Here is a 17631-nt window from a genome sequence, read left to right on the forward strand (position 1 = left end):
ACTGATCGTTAAATATTGAAGCAAAAGAGAAATTCGTCATGGATCAGCGCCGCGCCATCGTCGTCACCCCGTCGGGCAGCCGGATGCTGCAGCAATTGTGCAAGCACTGGAGCCACAAGTTCGAGGTCGCGTTCACGCCCGCCCATGGCGAGATCTCCCTGCCGATGGGCCGCTGCGAGATGGACGCGACGGACGACAGCCTGACGGTCGTGGTCTCCGCCGTCGATCCGGGCGATGCGCCCCGTCTCCAGAAGGTGGTGGAGGAGCATCTTCGCCGCTTCGCTTTCCGTGAAGATCTGACGTTCGACTGGACGGATGCGCAAGGCGTCCCGGTGGCGCCCGAGCCGCCCGAAGACCAGCCTCACGGGTGAAGCGCGGGGGGTGCGACCGCCGCCGGACGCCGGTCCGGCGACGGTCACGTCGATCGCGCTGAGGCCGGGGCCTGCGGCCTCGCGCGCGAGGGTCTTCGCGCAGCCAGCTGAAAGCCTTCGCCGCGGACCGACTTGATCTCGACGCCGGCTTCGATGTCCGAGAGCTTGCGCCGGGCGTAGCCGACATAGACGTCGACGAGATTGCCCGACACGCCAGGCGGCGCGCCCCAGGCGTCGCGCAGCACGTCCTCCCGCCGGACCACGCCGCCGGCGGCGCGTCCGAGCGTGACGAGCAGGTCAGCCTCACGCTTGGTCAGCCGGCAGACCCGGTCGCCGCTTCTCAGTTCGAGCGAGGCCAGGTCGATGACGGCGGGCGAGGGGGGCAGCAGCGGAACCGCGGCGCCCCGGGCGGCGCGGCGCTGGAGGGCGCGCAGCTTGGCGACGAACTCGCGGAAATGGAACGGCCGCGACAGACAGTCGTCCGCGCCGGCCTCGTAGGCGGCGATCCGCGCATCGACGTCGTCGTGGTCGCAGACGACCATCTGGGGCGTGGAGGGGCGGCGGATCCTGAGTTCGGAGATCACCGAGAGCGCGTCCGCCGACATCGTCCCGACGAGCACGAGGACGGCTTGCGCCACGGGCGCGGTTTCGAACTCGGCCGTCAGGCTCGCGGAGAAGCCTTCCTGCGCGAGCGCGTCCGCAAGAAATCCGGACGTGCTGCCCTCGAGCGCGATGATTGTGACTGTCATTGCGCCCATAAGAAGCTCTGGTCGCTCAAGCTGCAATATAAATAAGTATAGTGGCCCGTAATCTCTCGTTTTATTTTATGATCGTAATAATAATCGGATTCGCAGCGCCGCCGCTGATCATGTCATGTCGCCGGTCCTGGCTGCGGCGACGCGAGTTATCCGGCTTCCGAGGCCGGGCTTCGGTCGGCCCGGCCTCGGGACGTCGGGGAAAGGCTATTTCGCGTCCTTGCACCAAGACGCCGACGCCTCCCGGCAGCGCGCCGTATAGCTGGTCGTCAGCTTCTGCGCGGCCTTCCACTCGTCTTCGTCGACGCCGTTGTTGCTGTCTTCGTCCATGGCGGCGAAGTTCGGCGCATATTCGATCTTCAGCGCGCCGACGTTCTTCTGGTATTCGATACGGTCGATCACGCCGTTGCCGTTGGTGTCGAGTTTGTCGAAAGCGGGCCAGTCGGCCGCGACCGCGACCGCGCCGGAGAGCGTCACCAGCGCCGCGGCGGCGAGCAGCGTTTTTCTCATTGCGTTCCCTCACATGTTTTGCTTCTAAGCCGCCTCTGCCGGGCGACGGTCATGCCGCATCAGATGCGGCGACCTATCGCACGCTCGGTGCGACGTTTTCGCAATGGGAAAACTGCCCAACTGTTTTGGGATTATTGGAAGAGTTGCTTCGGCGCGTTGATATGGGGTGCCCGTTCTTAAGGTAATTTTATTCTACGACTTCGCTGTAGCCACGAAGTCAGTTCATCCCAGCCGCGGAAGCGACGCGGGTCGGGAAGAGCTTCTTGGCGCAGACGTTGGGCGCCGCGAAAGACGTCGCGTCCGCGACCTGCAACTGCCCCTCGGAGCGGTCGCCGATCGGATCGAACGACAGCGCGCCGTCGACGGTTGCGCGGAAGATCGTGTCGGTCGGGAAATGCATGTAGGGGCCGTCGGCCACCGCGCGCGCAAAGGTGCCGGAGCTTTCCGGATAACCGTAGGCCGCCATCAGGTCCTCGGTGCGGTAGACGCCGTGTTCGAGCGTCATCGCGAGAAACCGCTGCCGTTGGCGCGACGGCCCGGGCTCCGGATCTGGCGCAGCTCCGACGGCGGCCGCAGCGCGACGTCGGCCGCGCGCTTGCCGCCGTAGCGGGCGATCACGGCGCGCTGCTCGGGCAGGTCCGCGCCCTTGAGCTCGACGTTGAGCCCGCCGCTGACGCTGAGGCCGCCTGGCGCGTCCGTGAGCACGACGAAGCCCGGGCTCCAGATCGAGACGAGGCCCGGCGCGCTGGTGTAGGTCGTCCGCGCGCCGTCGCGGTCGAGCGAGCCGACCGCATAGACTCCTTCGCTCAGCGCGAGCGCGTTGACCGTCTGGTCTGGACCGGTGTTTCCAGCCGCGACGAACACCGGCACGCCGGCCTTGCGCAGCCGCGCCATCTCCCCGTCGATCTGCGCGTAGGGGTTTTGGGCGCCGTGGCTCTCGCTCAGCGCCTCGAGCACCTCGCGTTTGCGCGCCAGAACGTTCGACTGGTCGAACGGGCGGTCGACCCGCAGCCGCGCATTGACCTGCGCGAGGTCGACCGGCAGCACGATCGAGGAGACCACCGCTGCGGGCTTGGCGATCCGCCCGCTTTCGACGTCGCGGGCGAGACGGCCGAAGTCCGCCACGAGGCTGCGGACGTTGAACCTCGGATCGGTCTGGTACGCGATCGCGCCGGGATGGGAGGCCTCGGCGATCGCGGCCACAATGTCCCCGTGGAGAAGGCGTCGCGGCCGCTCGTCGCCCGGCTCGGGCGACGCTTCCTCGACATTGGCGGGCTTGAACACCCCGAACGTGTCGAGGACCACGAAGGGCGCGTTCGAGGCGCAGGCCTGGCGCGCCGCGGCCTCCGCCTCGGAGGTGGCGAAGCGGCTTGCGCCGAGCCGGCCGGTCTCGCGCGCTTCGCCGCTTATGAAGCCGCCGATCGCCGCAAGCCCGAGACCGGACGCGACAGCCAGACCCACGATCGTGCCACGCGACGATGGCGCCATGCCCGGACGCTCCCTTCGAAACAGGAGAGTAGAGCGATCCTGCGCGCGGCAAAGTTATTTTGCAACGCAAAATATATGAACTTCATAAGCAATTCTGCTCACGAGACAAAAATAAAATAATAATCTCAAGAATTGTGCTTGGCGCCGGTTACTGCGAAACCTGATGCATCACGGCGAGCCGCACGAGATCCTGCAGGCTTCCGGCGTTGAGCTTGTCCTTGAGGTTTCGAGCAGGTGTTGGCGACGGTCTTGTAGCTGACGCCGAGCGAGTCCGCGATCTGGGCGTAGGACCGGCCCTCGCCGAGCAGCGACAGGGTCTGGAGCTCGCGTGAGGTGAGCTCCGCCTGCTCTGCGCGCCCGCGCGAGCCGAGCAGCGCGACCTGCACGGCCATGTCGTGGGCGATGTAGGGCTGGTTGCGCCGGACCCGCTCGACCGCCTCGAGCAGCGTCTTCGGGCCGGTGTCCTTGGCGAGAAACCCCGTCGCGCCGGCCTTCAGCGCCCGCCAGGCGATGACCGGGTCGCTGTGCATCGAGAACACCAGGATGGGGGTCCGGTCGTCGTTGAGGCGCAGCCGCCGGATCAGCGACAGGCCGGCGAGCCCCGCGCCGCGGATCGCGAGGTCGACGATCACGAGGCTCGGCCGCGCGCGCCGATACAGCCGGAAGCCTTCCAGCGGCGCGGCCGCCTCGAGCACGTCCTCGAAGCCGGCGTCGAGCAGGACGCGCCGGCAGCCTTCCAGCACGATCGGGTGGTCGTCTATGACGAGAGCCGTGGCCATGGCGTTCGGTCCTTACTGGGGCGCAGCCGCGAGCCGCCGGGCGGAGGAGTGCGTGAGCGGCACCACGACGTCGAGCGCGGCGCCTTCCGAGACGTTGTGGAGATGAAAGCTGCCGCCGAGCGCGCGCAGGCGTTCGCCGAGTCCGATGAGGCCAAAGCCTGCGGGCGCGGGCTCGGTGACGCCGCCGCCGTCGTCGACCACCCGGACGAGCACGACGTCGGCGCCGGTGAAGTCCTTTCCCTGCTCGATCGTCACCGCGACGCGCGCGCAGGCGGCGTGGCGGATGGCGTTGGTCACGCCTTCCTGCACCGCGCGATAGACGGTGAGATCGACGGCCTCCCCGTAACTGCGGGCGAGCCTGCGGGCCACAAGCTCGAATCGACGTTCCGGGTGATGGCGGGTGAAATCGGCGATCAGGCCCGCCACGACGTCGGTGAGGGGAGGCGCCCAGCGCCATCGGCCGAAGCCGAACGAGCAGCCGCCGGTTCATGTCCGACAGACGCTCGGCGAGGTCGGTCATGGAAGCGAGGCGCTCCATCGCCGCGGGGCTCGGCTGCGGGGCGTTGGCGGCGAGCTCGCGCTCGAGCGAGGAGAGGTTCGAACGCAGCCCGAACAGGCAAGGTCCGAGCTCGTCGTGAAGCTCCTTGGCGATCTGGCGACGCTCGTCGTCCTGCAGCGTCACCATCCGCCAGGACATGCGACCGTTGGTGGCGCGCTCGGCCGCCAACGTCTGGCCGAGCGCGTTGAAGCGCTCGACGATCGAGGCGAGCTCGCGGCTCTTGGGCGTCTCCAGCCGGCGGTCGAGCCGGCCGACCCGCAAATCCGTCATGCCGTCCGCGAGCTTGGCCAGCGGCGCGAGCACCCGCCCGAGCAGCACCGCGAACACGCCGAGCGCAAGGCCGTTCAGGACGACGAACAGGACCGCGAGCGAGAACAGGTCGTCCCACACTTCGGCGATCTCGTCGGAGGCGTCGCCGTAGACGACCGCAGATCCCGCGGCTTCGCCCCGGATCAGCACGGGGATCGAGACCGAAGAGGGCGCGGGCTCGATGAGCCGCGAAAACCAGCCCGGCAGGTCGTCGCCGTCCGACCCGTCACGCAGCGCGTGGAGATCGCGCGAGGCGATCTGGCGGCCCTCTCCGTCCTTCACGACGATCTGCGCGTGGCGGACCGCCGGCAGCATGGTCTGGAGATCGGCGATGGTGCGCAGCCGGCCGACGTCGCGCTCGAGGCGCGTGACCGTCTCGCGAACGAGCCGGCTCGCGGTGTCGAGCGAGGAGGAGATCTCGGTGCGGGTGGCCTCGCGCGCGTTCAGCACGGTGACGACCGCGGCCGCGCCCGCGCAGGCGAGGTTGACGCCGGCGAGCAGCACGAGGATCCGCGTCCTGAGCGAGACGCCCGCGACGAGCCCGGTGCGCGCGAGCGCTCGCTCGAACGGATGGCGCAGGTCGCCCGCCGTCACCGCGGTCACCGCTCGTCGGCCCCGGTCGCCTGCGGCAGCGGCTGGCGGCGCAGGGCGTCCAGAGCCGCCACGCGCGAACCGCTTGCGGCGCGGGCGTTGACGTAGTGCTGGCAGGTCTCGCCGAACCCGGCCCGTTCGCCGAGCTGGCCGATGGCGACGAGGCCGTCGATCACGTCGCGCGCGGTTTCCGTGACCCCGCGCTCCGCCAGCATCGCCTCCACCTGAACGGCGCGGTTGGCGATCATCCGCGGGCCTTCGGAGAACCGCGCGTCCGCTTCCTGCAGGAGGGCGCGGAACGAGGCGGCGGCCGGATCGCCCGGGGCGACGTCGCGTCCGGCTTCGCGGCTTGCGAGCCAGACCGCGGGCGAGACGTCGTCCTTGATGTCGAGCCATCTCCGGCCCGCGATCGAGAAGGCTTCGGTCTTCGGCGCGGACGACGCCTGCCTGTCCGGCGTGGGCGCTGGCTCGTCGCAGGCGCCCAGAAGCGCGGCCGCGAAAACCACCGGCCACAGCCTATTAATAAGCGAATATTGTGTCGTTTGATTGCTGACCGGCATTTTCTGCGACTTTATATTTATGATGGGGCGAACTTCATGTCTCTCACCTTGCAGCAAACGCGCGCTCCGGCAAGCGCGCCGACCTTGACCCCTGCATCCCCGCCAGCTTGTTAGCATTCTGTGTTTGTTATCTTTTTCTTAGAATGACATTGGTCCTCACCTTACTGCCGGCTCCCGGCGCCCGCCATGCCAAAAGTTCCCGACTGCTTTTTCCACTTTGGATCAAGACAGCATCCGGTCGATTGTGAACAGTTGAGGCACTGCGAAACGCAATAAGCCCGCACGGCGTAAAGAAAAACTTCGCGACCTGATCGCCTCGGGTCCGCGCGTCGCAGAGCGCCCTACAGTCCGCCCTGACGGACCGGCGCCGCAGAAGAAGACTGGGAAACGCAAGGGGTTTCAGATGACAAAACTTCGAACGTCCGTCTCGGCGTTCACGCTGACGGCCGCTGCGGCGATCGGCGTGGCGGGAAGCATTCTCCCCGCCTTCGCGAACGACAAGCTCGTCGAGCTGTCGAACAGCGAAGAAAACTGGCCGATGACCGGCAAGACCTACAAAGCTCAGAACTACTCCAAGGCGACGCAGATCAACGCCGAGAACGTCAAGGGTCTTCGTCCGGCCTGGGCGTTTTCCACCGGCGTGCTTCACGGCCATGAGGGCACGCCGCTCGTCATCGGCGACAAGATGTACGTGCACGGGGCGTTCCCGAACCCGACCTTCGCGCTCGACCTCAACGAGCCGGGCAAGATCCTTTGGCAGCACAAGCCCAAGCAGGCTCCGACCGCCCGCGCGGTCGCGTGCTGCGACGTCGTCAACCGCGGCCTCGCCTACTGGCCGGGCGACGGCAAGACCGGCGCGCGCATCCTGAAGACCCAGCTCGACGGCCACATCGTGGCGCTCGACGCCGACACCGGCGCCGAGGTCTGGAAGATGGAGAACTCCGACATCAAGGTCGGCTCCACCCTTACGATCGCGCCCTACGTCATCAAGGACACGGTGCTGGTCGGCTCCTCGGGCGCAGAGCTCGGCGTGCGCGGCTACGTCACCGCCTACGACGTGAAGACCGGCGCCCAGAAGTGGCGCGCCTACGCCACCGGCCCGGACGACGAGGTCAAGCTCGCCAAGGACTTCAACTCGAAGAACCCGCATTACGGCCAGTTCGGCCTCGGCACGAACAAGACCTGGGAAGGCGACGCCTGGAAGATCGGCGGCGGCACCAACTGGGGCTGGTACGCCTATGACCCGGACACCAACCTCTTCTACTACGGCTCGGGCAACCCGGCCCCGTGGAACGAGACCATGCGTCCGGGCGACAACAAGTGGACGATGACCATCTGGGGTCGCGACATCGACACCGGCGAGGCCAAATTCGGCTACCAGAAGACGCCGCATGACGAATGGGACTACGCCGGCGTCAACGTCATGATGCTCTCGGAGCAGAAGGACAAGACCGGCAAGCTGCGCAAGCTCCTGACCCACCCGGACCGCAACGGCATCGTCTACACGCTCGACCGCGAGGACGGCACGCTCATCTCGGCCGACAAGCTCGACGACACCGTCAACTGGGTGAAGCAGGTCGACCTCAAGACCGGCGTCCCGGTCCGCGATCCGGAGTTCGCGACCCGCATGGACCACAAGGCGACGGAAATCTGCCCGTCGGCGATGGGCTACCACAATCAGGGCCACGACTCGTACGATCCCGAGAAGCAGCGCTTCTACATGGGCATCAACCACATCTGCATGGACTGGGAGCCCTTCATGCTCCCGTACCGCGCCGGTCAGTTCTTCGTCGGCGCGACCCTGTGGATGTACCCTGGCCCGAAGGGCGACCGCCAGAACTACGAGGGTCTCGGTCAGATCAAGTCGTATGACGCGATCAACAACAAGTACGACTGGGAGAAGATGGAGCGGTTCTCGGTGTGGGGCGGCACGCTCGCGACCGCCGGCAACATCGTGTTCTACGGAACGCTCGATGGCTTCATCAAGGCTCGCGACACCCGCACCGGCGATCTGCTCTGGAAGTACCGCCTGCCGTCCGGCGTGATCGGTCACCCGATGACCTACACCCACAAGGGCGTGCAGTACGTCGCGATCTACTACGGCGTGGGCGGCTGGCCGGGCGTGGGCCTGGTGTTCGACCTGAACGATCCGACGGCCGGTCTCGGCGCGGTGGGCGCGTTCAAGAACCTCGCCAACTACACCCAGATGGGCGGCGGCGTGCAGGTCTTCTCGCTCAATGGCAAGAACCCCTACGACGACGTCAATGTCGGCGAGTGGACGGGCAAGCAGGGCGGCTGACGCTCTGACCGCCTGACCTCAAACCAGCATGAGCTCCCGCCGGACCGCGCTCCGGCCCGGCGGGAGCCGCTTCCCCAAAGCATCAGCAATTCAAGGGTTCGCGCCCGAACAAGGACGGCCCGCCGGCGGACGCCGGACGAGAAGCCGCAGACGGCGCACAGGGAGACGACGTCCGATGATCCGCATTTCGACCGCGCGGCGCGCGCTGACTGGAGCCGCGCTCCTCGCCGCTCCGTTCGCAGCCTCCCAGAGCGCCTCCGCCGCCGAGCCGCTCAAGGTCTGCGCCTCCAAGATCGAGGCGCCGTACTCCACCGAAAAGGGCGACGGGCTCGAGAACAGGATCGCGAACGTCGTGGCCAAGGCCATGGGCCGCGAGATCGAGTTCGTCTGGTTCGACCGCGCCGCGATCTATCTGGTGCGCGACGGCCTCGACAAGAATCTCTGCGACGTCGTGTTCGGCGTCGACAGCGACGACGAGCGCGTGCTCGCCACCAAGCCGATCTACCGCACCGGCTATGTCTACGTGACCAAGTCCGAAGGCGGCCCGGAGCTCGGCTCGAACTGGAAGGGTCTGGAGAAGACCGACGCGACCCGCTTCGCGGTCCGCTTCTCCACGCCCGCGGAACTGATCCTCAAGGAGGCCGGCAAATACGAGGACAACGTGTCCTACGGCCTGTCGCTCGTGAACTTCCAGGACAAGCGGAACAAATACACCCAGGTCGAGGCCGGCAAGCTCGTCAGCGAGGTCGTCAACGGCGACGCCGACGCCGCGATCGCCTTCGCGCCCGACGTCGCCCGCTACGTCAAGGGCGCCTCGACCCCGCTCAAGATGACCATGATCGAAGACGACTTCGCCCGTTCCGACGGGCTGAAGATCCCGCTGCATTTCGATCAGTCGATCGGCGTCCGGAAGGACGACGAGAAGCTTCGCGCAGAACTCGACGCCGCGATCGCCAAGGCCAAGCCCGAGATCGACCGAGCTCTGAGCGATGAAGGCGTGCCCGTGCTGCCGCCCAACGCCTGAAACGGCGTCGGCGCAGCATCCCACACAGCTATCGATGTGAGTTCTTATGCTTGATCGTCTCTCTCTTTCCGCAGCAGCCGTCTGTCTGCTGTTCGCGCTCGGCGCCCCTGCGGCGCAGGCGGACATTTCGCTCAACAACACCGTCACGGGCGAGCCGCTGAACCTCGACGACGCGCCCGCCGACGGCAAGGACGTCGCCGCGTTCAAGGAGTTCATGCAGACCGGCAAGAACCCCTATCTCGGCAAGCCCGATTGCCTGGCCAAAGGCGAGGAGCTGTTCAGCGGGGCCTGCTCGGGCTGCCACGGACATCTCGCGGAAGGCAAGATCGGCCCCGGCCTCAACGACGACTACTGGACCTATCCGCAGAACACGACCGACAAGGGCATGTTCGAGACAGTCTTCGGCGGCGCGAGCGGCCAGATGGGTCCGATGTACAACTCGGTCAACGTCGACGAGATGCTGCTCGTGATGGCCTGGGTCCGCCATCTCTACGTCGGCTCTCCGGACAAGGCCGAATGGCTGGACGAGGGAGCGCGCAAGACGCTCGCGAAATACGACGGCAAGCCGGCTCCCAAGCCCGGCGCCGACGCGCCCGCCGAATGCAAGATGGGCGGCTGAGGATCTGCGCCGGGGGGCCGGCGCGGGACTGGCGCGGCTCACGTCCGCGTCCAGACGACTGCAGGACGACCAGAAGTCTGAAAGAACGAGGAAACGCACTCATGACCACCACGTCTCGCATCGCCGGCCTCGTGGCCGCAGCCGCTCTCACGGCCGCTTTCGCGTCCGCTCCCGCGCTCGCCTATGACGGCACCAACTGCAAGGAGCCCGGCGTCTGCTGGGAGCCCAAGCCCGGCTATCCGGAGAAGTCGAAGATCACCGGCTCGAAGTACGACCCGAAGCATGACCCCAAGCAGGTCGCCAAGCAGTCGGAGTCGATCAAGCAGATGGAAGAGCGTAACGCCAAGCGCGCCGAGAACTTCGCCAAGACCGGCAAGTTCGTCTACGACGTCTCGAAGATCTCGAATTGAGATGAGCGTCCCGTCCGAAAAACATGTCGGCGGGTCGCATCCTGATCCCAGGCGGTCCGCGAAACCATGCGGACCGCGCCCTCTCGTCGCCGGGGCGGGTGTCTTCCGACCGCCCCAAGGGATGGCGACGCGCACCTGACGGCCGCCGTCGTCCGAGCCCTCGCCACAAGCTGGCGGGACGGCGCGGCGGCCGCCTTTTCCAAGAAGAAAAAGGGCGAGGTCCAATGACCCCCACCTCGATCGCCGAGCGTCGGTCCGCCGGCGACGGCGCCCCGGACATTTCGCTCGACGACTGGCGCGCCAAGGCGCTCGCTTTCGAGGCCGAGGTCTCGCGCGCGGTGATCGGTCAGCCGCATGTGGTGCGTCTGCTCACCATCGCGCTGTTCGCCCGCGGCCATGTGCTGCTCGAAGGCGACGTCGGCGTCGGCAAGACCACGATCCTGCGCGCGGTGGCGCATGCTCTCGGCGGGCCGTTCGAACGGATCGAGGGCACGGTCGACCTGATGCCGACCGACATGCTCTACGCCGCCTATATCGATGACGCCGGCAAGCCGCGCGTCGATCCGGGCCCGGCGCTTCGCCATGGCGAAGACCTCGCGGTCTTCTTCTTCAACGAGATCAACCGCGCTCGTCCGCAGGTGCACTCGCTTCTGCTGCGCCTGATGGCCGAGCGAAGCGTGACGGCCTTCGGCAAGGACTGGAGCTTTCCCCATCTCGTCGTCTTCGCCGACCGCAACCGCGTCGAGAAGGAAGAGACGTTCGAACTGCCGGCCGCCGCCCGCGACCGCTTCCTGATGGAGATCGGGGTCGAGACCCCGCACGACGCCGACATCAGGCGCGAGCTCGTCTTCGATCCGCGCTTTCACGACGTCGACCGTCTCATCGGCGGGCTGAAGAGGGCGGTGCTCGACCATCGCGGCCTGAACGAAGCGGGCCGCGCCATCCAGACGTCGGTCTCCACGAGCCTGACGCTCGAGCATTACGTGCTCGCCCTCTGGGACGCGCTGCGCGCCCCGGCGCGCGCCGGGATCGTGATCGACGGCGTCGACATGGACCGCCTGATCCTCGCCGGCGGCTCTCCGCGCGGCGTCGGCGCGCTCGTTCGGGCTGCGCGCGTGCGCGCCTGGCTCGAGGGGCGCGACATGGTGCTGCCCGAGGACGTGCGCGCCGTGTTCGCGCCGGTGATGGCGCACCGCATCTTCCTCGATCCGATCTACGAGCCCCGCCGCGAGCGCATCGTGCGGGCGCTCTGCGGCCAGACGTTCGACAAGGTGCCGGCCCCGTGACGCGGACGGCCGGCGGCGGCGAACGCGCCGATCTGCCTTACCGTCTGTTCGGCCGGGCGCGCGGGGTCGCGCCGGGGATCCACCGGGCGCTCGGCGCCGGGCTCAACGGCGCGTTCCTTCGCCATGGCTCCCTGCTCGACGCGCCCGACGCGCGCCGCATCGACGTGCGCGCCTCGATCACCGATCCGTTCGGCGGCGTAAAGGTCCGCCGCTTCGAGAACCGCGCCCGCATCGACGTCTTCGTGGCGTTGGATCTCTCTGGCTCGATGGCGTTCGGCCGAGCCGAGAACGAGGACCCGGTCGCGGATTTCTGCGCTGCGGTCGCCCATGCGGCGCTGCGCAGCCAGGACCGCTTCGGCATGATCGCGGCCGGTCCTCGCCCGCGCGCAGACCTTGCGCTGCGCGCGACCCGCCGGGCCGGACTGCCGGACGAGATCTGGCGGAAGGTCGCGCAGGACGCCGGCGAGGGCAGGGGCGTCGCCGGCCTTCTCGACATGCTCGACGAGCTTCCCCAGCGCCGTTCGCTCGTCTTCGTGGTCTCGGACTTCTTGCTGCCGGAGCCGGATATCGAGGAACTGCTCGGCCGGCTCTGGCGCCACGACGTCGCGCCGATCGTCGTCCGCTCGAGCGCGATCGAGACGCGGCTGCCGCGCTTCGGCCTCGTGGAGACGCGCGATCTGGAGACCGGACGCCGCCGCACGGTGCTGATGCGCCGTTCGCTGCGCGAGGCCTGGCTCGCCCACGCCCGCGAGCGCCGCGCCTCGCTCGACCGGCTGTTCCGGCGCCACGGCCGGCCGGCCTTCGACCTCGTCGACCGGTTCGATCCCGACGCCTTCGCCGACCACCTCCTGTCGGGGGGCGTGTGATGCGGTTCGGCGAAAGAGCTGCGCGCTTCGAGACGCGCCCCTGCGGCCCGCTCCCCGGCGTGAGGAGCATGATCGCAAAGAAGCCTTGTCCTCATTTCGGAGACTTCGCCGATCCTCATGCTGGGGAGGCCGCCGCAGCAGGGCATTTCGAAGCGCGCAGCGTCGTCGCCGCTGCGGCGCTTGCGGTCGCTTTCGCGCTTCCGGCCCCCGCCGCCGCCCAGATTCTTGACCGATCGATGACCGCGCCCCAACCCTTCGGCGTGCTGCTCGGCGACGTCTTCACGCTGAAGACCCGGGTCGACGTCGCGCCGCCGTTCAGGCTCGATCCCTCGGCGCTGCCGAAGCCGGGGCCGGTGACCTACTGGCTCGATCTGCGTTCGGTCTCGTCGACCGAGCGCAAGGGTCCGAACGGCGCGACGCGCTACGAGATCTCGGCCGAATACCAGACCTTCTACGCCCCGCTCGAGGCGATCGAGCAGACCACGCCGCCCATGAAGCTGGTCGTGGTCGACGACGCCGGCAAGCGCGTCGAAGCGGACGGCGCGAGCTGGAGCTTCATCACCTCGCCGCTGCGCCCGATCGCGGCGACCGCGGGCGGCGGCTCGGCCTATGGCCTCAGGCCCGACGCCGCGCCGCGCCTTCCCTCGCTGCGTTCGGCTGAGATCAAGGTCGCGGCGGCCGGCGTCGCCGCGCTGCTCGCGCTCGCCTGGCTCGCCTTCGCGCGCGCCTGGCCGCCCTTCCACAAGCGCCCGGCGCGGCCCTTCGCGGCCGCCGTCCGAAGCGTGGCGCGGGCGGCGAGAGGCGGCGAGGAGGGGTGGCGCTCCGCCGCGCTCGCCCTCCACCGCGCCTTCGACGCGGCGGCGGGCAGGCGGCTCCTGGGCGAAGACCTCGCGGCCTTCCTCGCCGACCGCCCGTCGTTTCAGCAGCAAGATGCTGGAATCAGAAGATTTTTCGACGCCTCGCGGATCGCCTTCTTCGGGCGCGGCAGGCCGGGCGCCGACATGCCGGCGAGCGAACTCGTGGCGCTGTCGCGCTCGCTCGCCGCCGCGGAACGCGCCACGTGAGCGCGCTTGGCTTCGACCACCTCTGGCCGCTCCTCCTGCTCGCCTTGGGGGCTCTGCCGTTCCTGGCCTCGCCGCTGCGGCTGTCGCCGGCGCCCTCCGACGACGTCGTGCCGCCCGACCCGCTGTCGGCGGCGATCGGCGTCGGGCTGTCGGTCCTCGGCGCGCTGGCGCTCATCGCTCTGGTTCTTGGCCTCGCGGGGCTTCACCGGCGCGACCAGGTGGTCGAGCGCCGGGGGACAGGCGCCAACATCGTGCTGCTGCTCGACCGCTCCTCCAGCATGGATTCGACCTTCGCCAACCGCTCTCCGGACGGCAAGGAGGAGTCGAAATCCGTCGCCGCCCGGCGCCTCCTCACCGACTTCGCCGCCCGCCGCCCCGCCGATCGCGTGGCGGTGGCGGCGTTCTCGACCTCGCCGATGCCCATCGTCCCGATGACCGACCGCCACGAGGCGGTGCGGGCCGCCATCGCCGCGATCGACCGGCCGGGCCTCGCCCACACCGACGTCGGCCGCGGATTGGCGCTCGCCTTCTCGATGTTCGACGACGCGTCGTCCGAGAGCTCCAGGGCTTTGGTGCTGGTTTCGGACGGGGCGGCGGTGATCGACCGGCGGGTCCAGGACGCGCTGCGCGACGCCGCCGCCCGCGATCCGGTGCGGCTCTACTGGCTGTTTCTGCGCACACAAGGGTCCAAGGGGATCTACGACAAACCGCCGCCCGGCGAGCCCGACGTCCCGCAGACCTATCCCGAGCGTCACCTCGACATCTTCTTCAAATCGCTCGGTCTGCCCTACCGCGCCTTCGAGGCGCGCGGGGCGGCGGAGGTTTCGGCGGCCATCAAGGAGATCGACCAGCTCGAACAGCGGCCCACGACCTATTTCGAGACCGTCCCGCGGCAGGACCTCGACTGGCTCTGCTACTGGGTCGCGGCGCTTGCGAGCGCTCTCCTTCTTGGGGCGAAGCTGCTCGAGCGCCGCCTCGACGAACCGGCCGCCGGCCGCGACCTGAGGAGCGCGTCATGAGGCTTGGCGCGTTGAAAAGCCTGGCGCCCATGGTAGCGGTTTGCGCGGCGGCGGCGTGGCTTTCCGCCGCCATCTGGACGCTCCAGGGCGAGCGCGCCGAACGCGCCGTCTTCATCGCGCTCGCGTCGAAACGCGACGTCGCCCCGCCCGACGACGCGAGCGCCGAACTCGTCTTCGCCCGCGCCCATTTTCTGCTCGTTCGCGACCGGATCGACGAGGCCCAGTCGCTCGTCGGGCGCATCGTCGGGCAGGGCGACCGGCACGTCACGGCGCGCTTCTACTACGACGTCGGCAACGCCCGCGCGCGCCGGGCCGTCGGCGCGGTGGAGGCCAGCCAGATCGACAAGGCGATCCCGGAGGTGCGCCTCGCCAAGGACGCGTTCCGCGCGTCGCTGCGCGCCGATCCGGGCCTCTGGGACGCCCGCTACAACCTCGACGTCGTCATGCGGCTCGTGCGCGACTTCCCCGAATTCGAGGGGCTGGAGGAGGAGACCAAGGCCCAGCCGAAGAAGCTCTGGACGGATCTCCCCGGCCGCCCGCGGGGGCTGCCGTGAGGCGGCCGGACTGGCGCACGCTCGCGATCGGCGGGGCGCTCGTGATGAGCGCAATCGCGGCGCTGCAGCCGGAGATCCGCGCCGAGCGCGCGACCTATGACGTCGTCGGCTTCGTCGACATCACCGGCTCGATGAACGCGCGCGACTATGGCGGCCAGGGAGCTCCGCAGAGCCGGCTCGACGCGGTCAGGCAGCGCCTGCCGGCGGCGATCGGCCGGCTGCCCTGCGGCTCGCGCTTCGGCCTCGGCGTGTTCAGCGAGCGGCGCGTCTTCCTGCTGTTCGAGCCCATGGACGTCTGCCGCGATTTCGCGGCGATCGAGGGCGCGATCCGCGGGCTCGACTGGCGCATGGCCTGGGAGGGCGACAGCCGCATCTCAGACGGCCTCCAGCGCGCCATCGACATGACGAAGCCCATCGGCGCGGACCTGATCTTCCTGACCGACGGCCATGAGGCGCCGCCGCCGCGCACCGACATGGAGCAGCGTTTCGAGATCGAGAAGGACAAGGTGAGGGGGCTTCTCGTCGGCGTCGGCGGAACCCAGCCGGTCCCGATCCCGAAATATGACGACTTCGGACGCGAGTCCGGCTTCTTCTCGATGTCGGACGTGCCGCAGGCCTCCCGGCTCGGGCCGCCGCCGGAATACGCCGAGGGCCAGGAGCTTCCGGCCGGCTACAACGCCCGCAACGCGCCCTTCGGCGAGATGCCCGAGGGCGACGAGCACCTGACCTCCGTGAAGGAGGATCACTTGCGCCAGATCGGGGCCGCAACCGGCCTCGGCTATGCGCGCCTCGGCGATCCGGAGGCGCTCGCGGAGGCCATCGAGGCGAACGCGAAACCCCGCCCGATCGAGGTTCCGGTCGACCTGTCCTCCCTCCCGGCGTTCGCCGCGCTTCTGGCGCTGGCGGCTCTCTACGGAGCGCCGCTCGCCGCGAGCCTTCGCGGTCGCGCGCTTTTCCCCCGCCTCCGGCGCGCAAGCGCCGCGAGCCCAAGTTCCCGGCGCGACGGCGCCGTCAGCCCAAGCCTTCGGCGCGAAAGCGCCGCCAGCCAAGGAGTCGCCTGATGCGTTCCATCATCCTCGCCGCCGCCTTCGCGCTCGCCGCGCCCGCAACCGCCTTCGCCCACGGCCCGACGCCGCAGAAAGTCGAGGAGAAGGTCGAGATCAAGGCCGAGCCCGCCAAGGTCTGGGCGCTGGTCAAGGACTTCGGCGGGATCAAGGCCTGGCACCCGGACGTCGAGAAGGTCGAGGCCAAGGGGACCGACCGCACCCTCACGGTGAAGGGCGGAGCCGTGCTGGAGGAGGGGCAGGACGAGAGCGACGACGCCTCCATGACGCTCGGCTACCGGCTCTCCAACGAGGGCGTCGACGCCTTTCCGGTGAGCTCCTATTCGGCGACGATCGTGGTCAAGGCCGCGGGCGGCGGGTCCGAAGTCACCTGGCAGGGCCGCGGCTACCGGCTCGACACCTCCAACGAGCCGCCGGAGGGCAAGGACGACGCCTCGGCCGTCAAGGCGCTGTCGGACTTCTTCAAGGCGGGTCTCGAGGGCCTGAAGAAGAAGGCGGAGGGGCAGGGGTGAGGCTCCGCGCGCTCTTCTGCGCGGCGGCGGTCGCAGCCTCCTCCGCGGCTGTCGCCGAGGAGGCCGTGATCGCGGTCGTCGGGCAGACCGGAGGCGTGGTGCGCCTGCTGCCGGTCGCCGGCGGGACCGCGACCTATGTGGACGTCGGCGACCTGCCGGCGGGCGTCGCGGCCGGGCCCGACGGGCGCACGCTCTACGTCACCGATCCCGACCATGGCCGCGTCACCGTGGTGGATGCGCTCACGCGGCGCATCACCGCCCGTTTCCCGGTGAAGGGCCAGCCCTTCGGGGCGGCGGCGACCGACGAGTTCGTCTACCTCACCGACTGGACCCGCGGCGTGCTGATCAAGCTCGACGCGCTGACGGGAGCGCCGACCGGCGAGACCAAGGTCGGCAAGTCGCCCGCAGGCGTCGTGCTCGACAAGGCGGGCGAGCGGGCATTCGTCGCCCTGCGCGAGGACGACGCGGTCGCGGTGGTCGATCTCACGGGCAAGTCGGAGCTCAAGACCGTCAAGGTCGGCAAGGCTCCGTTCGCGCTCGCTCTGTCGCCAGACGGCGCGCGCCTCTACGTCGCCAACGTCCAGAGCGGAGACCTTTCGGTGGTCGACGTCGCGCAGGGCGCGGAGCTGAAGCGCGTCGCCGTCGGCAAGATGCCCTACGGCGTCGCCGTGACGCCCGACGGCGGGCGGATCGCGGTCACGCTGCAGCATGACGGCGCGCTCGCGGTGGTGGACGCCACGACCCTCGAGGTCGCGGGCCGGGTGAAGACCGGGGCCTATCCGGAGGGCGTGTCGCTGACGCCCGACGGCAAGACCGCCGCGGTCGCCAACTGGATGGACGACACCGTCTCGCTCGTCGATCTCGAGACCATCAAGGTCGCCAGGACCATGTCGGCGGAAGGCGGCCCACGGAACCTGGTGGTCGTCGCCGAATGAGTTTCGCCCAACCGGCCGTCGGAAGCGGCCGGACTTAAACAAAACCAACGGGAGAAT

General features: G+C 68.8%; 20 protein-coding genes and 1 pseudogene. 13 read left to right on the forward strand and 8 right to left on the reverse strand.

Annotated features, from left to right (window positions below; translation table 11 throughout):
* Positions 1–38 precede the first annotated feature (38 nt).
* The gene (locus K6K41_RS20630; protein WP_261402057.1) at positions 39–371 is read left to right on the forward strand and encodes a DUF2218 domain-containing protein; all 333 of its coding nucleotides are present in this window, start codon (positions 39–41) and stop codon (positions 369–371) included.
* Positions 372–415: 44 nt separating this feature from the next.
* Here K6K41_RS20630 and K6K41_RS20635 read toward each other — a convergent pair whose 3' ends face one another.
* From K6K41_RS20635 to K6K41_RS20670, 8 genes and pseudogenes are all read right to left on the reverse strand, one after another.
* Complete coding sequence (locus tag K6K41_RS20635) at positions 416–1120, reverse strand: response regulator transcription factor (RefSeq protein WP_261402058.1); 705 nt, start codon at positions 1118–1120, stop codon at positions 416–418.
* Between the two features lie 213 nt (positions 1121–1333).
* Positions 1334–1636, reverse strand: coding sequence for an EF-hand domain-containing protein (locus K6K41_RS20640; protein WP_261402059.1), 303 nt, complete (start codon positions 1634–1636; stop codon positions 1334–1336).
* 217 nt (positions 1637–1853) lie between these two features.
* Positions 1854–2141: a hypothetical protein gene (locus tag K6K41_RS20645; protein ID WP_261402060.1), complete on the reverse strand. Its 288-nt coding sequence runs from the start codon at positions 2139–2141 to the stop codon at positions 1854–1856.
* Positions 2138–3124, reverse strand: a complete 987-nt coding sequence (locus K6K41_RS20650) for a hypothetical protein (RefSeq protein WP_261402061.1) — start codon at positions 3122–3124, stop codon at positions 2138–2140. The genes K6K41_RS20645 and K6K41_RS20650 overlap by 4 nt, the downstream gene beginning before the upstream one ends.
* A 125-nt stretch (positions 3125–3249) precedes the next feature.
* A complete protein-coding gene (locus K6K41_RS20655) occupies positions 3250–3903 on the reverse strand; it encodes a response regulator (RefSeq protein WP_315855066.1) in 654 nt (217 codons plus the stop codon).
* A gap of 12 nt (positions 3904–3915) precedes the next feature.
* Entirely contained in the window at positions 3916–4329 is a 414-nt protein-coding gene (locus tag K6K41_RS20660; protein ID WP_261402062.1) for an ATP-binding protein, read from the reverse strand.
* Positions 4330–4411: 82 nt separating this feature from the next.
* Positions 4412–5086 (reverse strand): annotated as a pseudogene (locus K6K41_RS29685) (histidine kinase); the annotation flags it as partial.
* A gap of 284 nt (positions 5087–5370) precedes the next feature.
* On the reverse strand, positions 5371–5979 hold the full coding sequence (locus tag K6K41_RS20670; protein ID WP_261402063.1) for a hypothetical protein: 609 nt from the start codon (positions 5977–5979) through the stop codon (positions 5371–5373).
* A gap of 346 nt (positions 5980–6325) precedes the next feature.
* Here K6K41_RS20670 and K6K41_RS20675 point away from each other — a divergent pair, with 346 nt between their 5' ends.
* From K6K41_RS20675 to K6K41_RS20730, 12 genes are all read left to right on the forward strand, one after another.
* The gene (locus K6K41_RS20675; protein ID WP_261402064.1) at positions 6326–8221 is read left to right on the forward strand and encodes a methanol/ethanol family PQQ-dependent dehydrogenase; all 1896 of its coding nucleotides are present in this window, start codon (positions 6326–6328) and stop codon (positions 8219–8221) included.
* Positions 8222–8396: 175 nt separating this feature from the next.
* Positions 8397–9245 carry a methanol oxidation system protein MoxJ gene (gene moxJ, locus K6K41_RS20680; RefSeq protein ID WP_261402065.1) on the forward strand — a complete coding sequence of 283 codons (849 nt, stop codon included), beginning with the start codon at positions 8397–8399 and terminating at the stop codon, positions 9243–9245.
* A gap of 46 nt (positions 9246–9291) precedes the next feature.
* A complete protein-coding gene (moxG, locus tag K6K41_RS20685) occupies positions 9292–9864 on the forward strand; it encodes a cytochrome c(L), periplasmic (protein ID WP_261402066.1) in 573 nt (190 codons plus the stop codon).
* A gap of 101 nt (positions 9865–9965) precedes the next feature.
* Positions 9966–10274, forward strand: coding sequence for a methanol dehydrogenase [cytochrome c] subunit (locus tag K6K41_RS20690; RefSeq protein WP_261402067.1), 309 nt, complete (start codon positions 9966–9968; stop codon positions 10272–10274).
* Between the two features lie 224 nt (positions 10275–10498).
* Positions 10499–11560, forward strand: a complete 1062-nt coding sequence (locus tag K6K41_RS20695; RefSeq protein WP_261402068.1) for an AAA family ATPase — start codon at positions 10499–10501, stop codon at positions 11558–11560.
* On the forward strand, positions 11557–12426 hold the full coding sequence (locus K6K41_RS20700; protein ID WP_261402069.1) for a DUF58 domain-containing protein: 870 nt from the start codon (positions 11557–11559) through the stop codon (positions 12424–12426). The genes K6K41_RS20695 and K6K41_RS20700 overlap by 4 nt, the downstream gene beginning before the upstream one ends.
* Positions 12426–13490 (forward strand): hypothetical protein, encoded by a 1065-nt coding sequence (locus tag K6K41_RS20705; protein ID WP_261402070.1) that lies wholly within the window; start codon positions 12426–12428, stop codon positions 13488–13490. The genes K6K41_RS20700 and K6K41_RS20705 overlap by 1 nt, the downstream gene beginning before the upstream one ends.
* Positions 13487–14509 carry a vWA domain-containing protein gene (locus K6K41_RS20710; protein ID WP_261402071.1) on the forward strand — a complete coding sequence of 341 codons (1023 nt, stop codon included), beginning with the start codon at positions 13487–13489 and terminating at the stop codon, positions 14507–14509. The genes K6K41_RS20705 and K6K41_RS20710 overlap by 4 nt, the downstream gene beginning before the upstream one ends.
* Before the next feature lie 29 nt (positions 14510–14538).
* The gene (locus K6K41_RS20715) at positions 14539–15063 is read left to right on the forward strand and encodes a hypothetical protein (protein ID WP_261402072.1); all 525 of its coding nucleotides are present in this window, start codon (positions 14539–14541) and stop codon (positions 15061–15063) included.
* Positions 15060–16124 carry a vWA domain-containing protein gene (locus K6K41_RS20720; protein ID WP_261402073.1) on the forward strand — a complete coding sequence of 355 codons (1065 nt, stop codon included), beginning with the start codon at positions 15060–15062 and terminating at the stop codon, positions 16122–16124. Before K6K41_RS20715 ends, K6K41_RS20720 begins: the two co-directional genes overlap by 4 nt.
* Positions 16124–16639 (forward strand): SRPBCC family protein, encoded by a 516-nt coding sequence (locus K6K41_RS20725; RefSeq protein WP_261402074.1) that lies wholly within the window; start codon positions 16124–16126, stop codon positions 16637–16639. Before K6K41_RS20720 ends, K6K41_RS20725 begins: the two co-directional genes overlap by 1 nt.
* Positions 16636–17574 carry a YncE family protein gene (locus tag K6K41_RS20730; RefSeq protein WP_261402075.1) on the forward strand — a complete coding sequence of 313 codons (939 nt, stop codon included), beginning with the start codon at positions 16636–16638 and terminating at the stop codon, positions 17572–17574. Before K6K41_RS20725 ends, K6K41_RS20730 begins: the two co-directional genes overlap by 4 nt.
* Positions 17575–17631 lie beyond the last annotated feature (57 nt).

The organism is Chenggangzhangella methanolivorans, assembly GCF_019797865.1.
GTDB lineage: Bacteria > Pseudomonadota > Alphaproteobacteria > Rhizobiales > Methylopilaceae > Methylopila > Methylopila methanolivorans.